We start from the raw sequence: 7,016 nt of genomic DNA, 5'->3' as shown, positions 1-7,016 counted from the left end.
GATGCCTGTATCGCGTCCCTTCAGCGCCCCGCGGCGCAAAACGGGATCAAATCGCTGATCGAGCGCGGTTTCCACAAGCCGGGGGATGTCGAACACCGACTTGGATACCATCTCGGGCGGCTTCCAATTTAGAAAACGAATAGTTGACCGTGGCGGCGACAAAAGTCGACCAGTTAATCAGGAGAGATGGGATGGACGCGATTGTTCGGGTATTTTCGAAAGCGGCCGAGCGTCCGTCGAAAGACGAAGCCGAGGAGGCGGTACGCACCCTAATCCGCTGGGCGGGAGACGATCCCGGTCGGGAGGGTCTTCAGGACACCCCCCGTCGTGTCACCAAGGCTTATGGAGAACTCTTCGCCGGATACGACGAACCAGCCGACGATCCATTGGCACGGACATTTTCGGATGTTGGCGGCTATCAGGACATGGTGATCGTCAAAGGCATCCCGTTCTTTTCGCACTGCGAACATCACATGCTGCCGTTCCATGGTCATGTGCATATCGGCTACCAGCCCGCTGGTCGTGTTCTTGGACTTTCCAAATTTGCAAGGCTTGTCGAGATATTCGCACGCCGTCTGCAAACCCAGGAAACGATAACGGCCCAGATCGCCCAATCGCTTGACGACGGCCTGCAACCGCTCGGTGTCGCCGTCATGGTGGAGGCCGAGCACATGTGCATGTCGATGCGCGGTGTAAAAAAACAGGGCGCGGCCACTTTGACGATGACGTTCAAGGGCGAGATGCAGAATTCGGCGTCGCTGCAGGCGAGGTTCTTGTCCGAGGTCCGCGCATAGCTAAAAACGAAGGGAAGCCGATGGAAAAATCAGTCATCATGAGTACCGGCGCGAGGCGATCTCAGTAGCGCGGTAATCCTCGATCTATTGCTTTCTTGGTTTCGCAGGAGGCGAGCGCCGTCACGGCGCGGCCATCACGGCGGCGGAATTTTGATGTCGCCGAGAGGCTGCGAGCTGTATAGCGCACCGTCGGTCCGCACACCCCTCCGAGGTCAGGAAGATGCTCTCATTTCATGCCCCAGGGCATTGAAACTACCGCGATCGTGTCGATGGTCTGCGGGTTGGAGCGATCGCGAAACGGTACGAACACCAACGACCAGCGATGTATCGGACGCTCTGAGCATGTCGGCAAGTGCGCGCAGCCCAGGTTTGATTGGTTGATCGGCGGACACTGGCGATTTTGTAAGGCTAATAGCTCCGAGACCGGGATTTAGGCGCTGCGCGTCGAACCCGTCGCCTTTTCATCCTGCACTCTCGGAATGAAGCCGGGCACGCCGGTCTCTACGACGCCATTGAACCGGACATTTGTGGTTATCTTGTCCCGTATTTCCTGCATGGCATCGTCCGGCAGAGTGGAGATTTCAATGTTTTCAGCGATGCGCCGCGGTGTGACCGAGGTGGTGAGGAATGCGGTGCCGCGTTGCACGGCCCAGGCCAGCAGCACCTGCGCAGGGGTTTTGTTGACACGTTTTGCGATTGCGACGATGACAGGATCGTCCAGCACCTTGGGGTCCATGCCGTGGGCAAGTGCCGCGAACGCCAGCACCACGATACCGTGCTCCCGGCAGTATTCCAGCAGTTCCCATTCGGGCAGATATGGATGAGATTCCACCTGGACTATCGCCGGCTTGATGCGGGCGCCGGCGACGATCTCTTTCAGTTTCTCGAGATTGACATCAGACAACCCTATCGCCTTGCATCGACCCTCGTCTACCAGGGCTTCGAGTGCGTGCCAGGTTTCGATCCGCTTCACGCCGGGGTCGTAGATGACATGACCGAACTCGTCCCTTGGGTCTTGTTCCTCGCCGGGCAGAAACGCAAATGGCGTGTGGATGAGATAAGCATCGACATAGTCGAGTTGCAGCCGCTTGAGGCTTGCATCAAAAGCCGGCTTCACGCGCTCCGGGCGGTGATTGGTGTTCCACAACTTCGTCATGAGGAACACGTCTTCACGCTTGCATGTCCCGGCTTCGAACGCCTCCTTCATCGCCTCGCCGACGGCTTTTTCGTTGCGTATCGCTCGGCGCAATCGAACTGTCTAAAACCGACCTCGAGTGCGGTTCTGGTCGCCAGCTTGGTCGCGATAGGGTCCGGGATCAGTGTGCCGAACCCGACCGCGGGGATCGAGGTCGATCCATTGTTCAGCGGAATCTTTTTGTTTCGAAGCGACATGTGGATACTACTCCTTCATTTGCAGCTGTACCGTACTTTCAGCGTTCACCCGTTGTTCGAAACGATGAGCGGAAGAAAGGATCGCGTCCATTGTCCAATGGTGTCGGCCAATTCGAAAGCGCCGGAACGGAAATGCTAATGGAATTTGCCTTTGACAGGGCAGGGCGTTCAGTGAGCGCCGCCGCCGGAAAGTTTGCCGGGTTTCTTCAGGAGCAGGCTGGCGACCAGAGCGACGACGAGAGCGACCCCAAGCAGGTAGAAGGTGTCGCTGAAGGCCATGATGTTGGCCTGCTTGCGCAGATCGAGGGCGATGGCGACCACGGCCTTGTGGGTCGCCGTTGCCTGGTCGCTGACGCCATGGCTCATGAAATATGCGGTCAGGTTCGCGACACGGACACGGGTTGCTTCCTCGAAGACCGAGACCGAATTGGTGAGTATGTTCGAATGAAATTGCTCGCGTTTGGTCAGGAACGTCTGTAGTGCCGCGATGCCGACGGCACCACCGAGATTGCGCATCATGTTGAAGAGAGCTGAAGCCGAATCCGCATTTTCCTGTTCGATCCCCGCGGTGGCGATGGCCGAAAGCGGCGCGAAGACCAGAGCCTGGCCGATGGCGCGGACGATGTTCGGCCAGAAGAGCTGGTCACTGGCATAGTCGGCGCTCATGTGCACGTTCATGAAGTTCGATGCAGCGAAGAGCGCGAAGCCGACGACGATCAGCAGGCGGACATCGAAGCGCTTCATCAGCCTCGGAACGAGCGGGATGAGCAGCAGTTGCGGGATACCGGTCCAGGCCAGCACCAAGCCGATCTGTTCGGAATTGTAGCCCTGGATGCGGCTGAGGTAGATTGGCAGGATGAAGACGGAGCCGTACAGCGCGGTGCCGAGCAGGAAGTTGGCGAGGATCCCGAATCCGAAGTTGCGGCGGACGAGCAGGCGCAGGTTCAGCAGCGGATGGGCGGCCCGCAGCTCGATGACCAGGAAAAGCGACAGCGAGACCACGGCTGTCACCGACAGGCGGACGATGAAAGGCGAGCCGAACCAGTCGTCCTTGTTGCCCTCTTCGAGAACGGTCTGCAAGGCTGCCAGGCCGATGGCCATGGTGACAATGCCAGCCCAGTCTCCCTTTGCCAGCAGGCCAAAGTTGGTCGGCGAGCGGTCGAGTGAGAACCACAGCATGCCGATCATCAGCGCGCCGGGCACCAAGTTAACATAGAAGATATATTGCCAGCCGAAATTCTCGGTGAGATAGCCGCCGATGGTCGGCCCGATGGCGGGTGCGAATGTCGCCGAGAGCGCGAACAGCGCAAGCCCGATCGGCTGCTTGGCCTTGGGCAGAAGCGTGATGATGATGGTGAAGGCCATCGGGATCAGCACGCCGCCGGAAAAGCCCTGGATGGCGCGCAGCACGATCATCTGCTGGAGATTTGCAGCAAAGGCGCAGGCAGCTGAGAACAGCAGGAAGATGAAGGCGTTGGTCAGCAGATAAATGCGGACCGAGAACACCCGGGCAAGCCAGCCGCTCAGCGGTATGACGACGATTTCCGCGATGAGGTAAGACGTCGAAATCCAGCCGCCGTCGTCGGAGCCTGCACCGATCGCCCCCTGGATGTCGGCGAGTGAGGCATTGACGATCTGGATGTTGAGTACCGCCATGAACGCTCCAAGCGTGGAGCCGACGACGGCACACCACATCCTCACCGGGCTCATCGCCGCCGCGCTTGCGGTGACGGCCGTGCGCGGGGCGCTGTTCGTGTTTGCTATCTGGAGCGTGGCCATACCATTCCTCCTTCCGGCGAGTGGAAACATTCTCGCGACGAAGTTCGGGTGACAGTTCGGGACAGGAGGGATGATCAAGTCGGCTGGGACAATCCCTATTTGAGCGACTTACTTCTAAGTTCCCCTGGTATCGATCTTCGGTTCGACGGACATGCCGGAGCGGAGCAAACCGCTCAAAGCCTCGTCGTCGATCACGATCTTGACCGGGACGCGCTGGACGATCTTGGTGAAGTTGCCGGTCGCGTTATCAGGAGGGAGGAGCGAGAACTCGAGACCGCTCGCAGGCGAGATGCTGTCGACATGACCCTTGATGGCGGCATCCGGGAAGCTGTCGACCCTGATCTCCACCTTCTGTCCGGCACGGACGTTGGTCAGCTGCGTCTCCTTGAAGTTCGCAACGACGTAGACCGAGTGCAGTGGCACGACCGCCATCAGCTGGGTGCCCGAGGTGACGAACTGGCCGACACGGATGGAGCGGGCGCCGACGGTGCCATCGACCGCGGCAACGATGTCGGTGTAGGAAAGATTGAGTTCCGCTTGATGGGCGGCTGCAGCGGCGCGGTCGCGCTGGGCAACGGCCTGATCGCGCTGGGTTTGCAGCACCGGAACCTTGTTCTGCGCAGCGACCAGTCCTGCCTCGTCGCGTTCGACAGCGGCCGCCGCCTGGTCTTTCTCGGATTGGCTCTGCTCGGCACGGGACTGCGTGCCTGCACCGTTGTTGATCAGTTTTGCAAATCGCTCCGCGTCCGACTGGGCAAAGGTAAGAGAAGCGCGCGAGGCGTCGATTGCGGCTCTGGCCTGGCCAATGATGGATTGCTGCAGGTGAATCTGGGCGTCGATATTGGTGATGGCGGCCTCGGCGGCCTTCACATCGGCCCTCGCCTGCGCAAGTGCCGCCTGATAGTCGCGATCGTCGATGCGGGCGAGCACCTGCTCCGCCTTGACGGTGTCGTTGTCGTTGACAAGAACTTCCTTGATGTAGCCTGAGACCTTGGGGGCAACAGTCGTGAAGTCAGCCTTCACATAGGCGTCGTCGGTGGATTCAATGAAGCGACCGACCGTCCAGTAGTAGTGGCCGTAGTAAGCTCCAAAGGCAATTCCCGCCAGAAGTACCGTTGCGAGGCAGAGGCGCTTGACGATCGATCGCGGGTTTTTGAGCGTGTCTGGGGCCGATCGCACTTTCCCCGCGACGGGTCCGACCGGAGTTTTGCCGATCCTGGCTGAGCCCGCCTTTGTTGCAGCTTCGAACGCTTTCTTCCTTGGAAGTTCGACCATTGCACTTCTCCTAATTACCCGAAGGTCGGCTCATCGGCCGATTCACCGAGCATCGAAAATTGGATGGGCTGACAGCTTGCGTTTTCGTCGTGCCCGCTCGCTCGATCGCGATGCGCCGGTCAGAGTTCGTACGCCTGCAGCAATGCCCTTGCCGCATCGAGGCGGACCTGCAGGGCCTTACCTCTTGCTTTCAATTCTTCGATGGAAATAGAACCATCGGGTAACTCGGCGCCTGCTTCCCGGATTGGCGCGATGGGGGGATGCTCCCACCTTGGGGCGGTTATCGCCCGAAGCCGCATCAATACCTTGCCTGCCCATTGCTCGAAGGGCTTCGGAGGGTATACCGGGCCGATCTGGGTCATGGATTCTCCTCCACTGTCATCAAGCTCGGTTTTACGCGCCCAGCGTCTTGAGCGTATCCCCGAGTTCAGCCGCGAGGGCCATTGGCTGTTCCCAGGCGGCAAAGTGCCCACCCTTGTCCAGCCGGTTGTAGTGGGTCAGCTTCGGATAGGCCTCCTCCGCCCAGCTCCTGGGCACAGCGTATAGCTCGTCCGGAAACACGTTGACGCCAACGGGGATCGTCACACCCTTCGGAGCAAAGAAGGCCAGCGTGCTTTCCCAGGAGACGCGCTGACGAGATCGCCGCGTTTGCTAAAGCAGCGCAAGTAGCGCCTGCGCGCCGGCCGTGGACGATGCGGGATTTTGGCCTGTTACCAAGTGCCCGTCGGTTATGGCGAAGCTCTTCCAATCGGCGACCTTTTCAAACTTGCCGCCCAGCCGTCGAAGCTCATCCTCCACAAGGAAGGGAACCACATGCGTCAGATGCACGGCCTCTTCTTCGGTGTCGGTAAAGCCGGTCACCCGCTTGCCCTTAACCAGAGGCTGGCCCTTGTACTGGACATGACGCAAGACGCCCGGGGCGTGGCAGACGGCGGCGACCGGCTTGCCGGAATTATAGAACTCCTCGATGAGCGAGATCGACGTCTTATCCTCCGCCAGGTCCCACATCGGGCCATGTCCCCCGGAATAGAAGACTGTGTCGAAGTCTGAGGCTTTTACCTCTGACAGCTTTACCGTGCTTGCAAGGACCGCCTGGGCAGCCTTGTCTCCCTTGAAGCGCGTCATCGGCGGCGTCTGGCTCCCTGGTTCGTCGCTCTTTGGATCGATAGGAGGCTGGCCGCCCTTTGGGGAGGCGACAGTGACCTGCGCGCCCGCATCTGTGAACACGTAGTAGGGTGCCGCGAACTCCTCGAGCCAGAAACCGGTCTTCCGCCCGGTATTCCCAAGCGTGTCGTGCGACGTCAGGACCATCAGGATTTTCTTTGCAGTCATCGTCTTCCTCCTTGCGGATCGACATCCGGAAGAACGCTCACGCCCGGCCGGACAAAATGGCTCGCGCACCGCGCAGCCGACCGGGCGATTATCCGTGAAATCCAAAGGCTAGGCGATTGAACGAAGGTATCGCCGATACGATGGTATCGAGCGGATCCGCAGTCTTTGGCAATTCAATCAAAACCTGCACTGAATTGGCTAACACCGGCAGAAGGGTAGGGAATCCTACGTGGGATGTTTTTCTGAACAGTTCGTTCTATGCCCGCGTTTGGAGCGCGGCTATCGAAGACCTACCAGTCAGCAAGATACGCCAGGTCGCTAGTGGTTTGATCGAGACAAAGGAGTCCGATTTAGGATTCCAATTTTCGCATGAATATGCGACGGTCCTGCATGCGCACAGGTGTCACATTTGAGGTTTCCGCTGCCGACCGGGTTCGGCTGAAC

5 protein-coding genes and 2 pseudogenes are annotated in these 7,016 nt (G+C 59.4%); 1 reads left to right on the top strand and 6 read right to left on the bottom strand.

Annotated features, from left to right (window positions below; all coding sequences use genetic code 11):
• Positions 1–191: 191 nt before the first annotated feature.
• Complete coding sequence (gene folE / locus CPY51_RS29550; RefSeq protein WP_111163936.1) at positions 192–794, top strand: GTP cyclohydrolase I FolE; 603 nt, start codon at positions 192–194, stop codon at positions 792–794.
• 430 nt (positions 795–1,224) lie between these two features.
• On the opposite strand, the pseudogene CPY51_RS29545 reads toward folE, so the two are convergent.
• From CPY51_RS29545 to CPY51_RS29520, 6 genes and pseudogenes are all read right to left on the bottom strand, one after another.
• Positions 1,225–2,186: pseudogene (locus tag CPY51_RS29545) on the bottom strand (aldo/keto reductase).
• A gap of 168 nt (positions 2,187–2,354) precedes the next feature.
• Positions 2,355–3,965, bottom strand: a complete 1,611-nt coding sequence (locus CPY51_RS29540; RefSeq protein WP_111163934.1) for an MDR family MFS transporter — start codon at positions 3,963–3,965, stop codon at positions 2,355–2,357.
• Between the two features lie 114 nt (positions 3,966–4,079).
• Complete coding sequence (locus tag CPY51_RS29535) at positions 4,080–5,240, bottom strand: HlyD family secretion protein (RefSeq protein WP_111163932.1); 1,161 nt, start codon at positions 5,238–5,240, stop codon at positions 4,080–4,082.
• Between the two features lie 119 nt (positions 5,241–5,359).
• Positions 5,360–5,602, bottom strand: coding sequence for a hypothetical protein (locus tag CPY51_RS29530; protein WP_111163930.1), 243 nt, complete (start codon positions 5,600–5,602; stop codon positions 5,360–5,362).
• A 31-nt stretch (positions 5,603–5,633) separates the two neighbouring features.
• A pseudogene (locus tag CPY51_RS29525) lies at positions 5,634–5,895 on the bottom strand (epoxide hydrolase); the annotation flags it as partial.
• A complete protein-coding gene (locus CPY51_RS29520; protein WP_111163928.1) occupies positions 5,892–6,572 on the bottom strand; it encodes a type 1 glutamine amidotransferase domain-containing protein in 681 nt (226 codons plus the stop codon). The gene CPY51_RS29520 and the pseudogene CPY51_RS29525, both read right to left, overlap by 4 nt.
• Positions 6,573–7,016: the final 444 nt, after the last annotated feature.

Origin of the sequence: Arminella tubonensis, assembly GCF_003240585.1 — a bacterium.
GTDB classification, from domain to species: domain Bacteria; phylum Pseudomonadota; class Alphaproteobacteria; order Rhizobiales; family Rhizobiaceae; genus Rhizobium; species Rhizobium tubonense.
The sequence above is the reverse complement of the archived record's forward strand: the minus strand, read 5'-3'. Positions and strand labels throughout refer to the sequence as shown.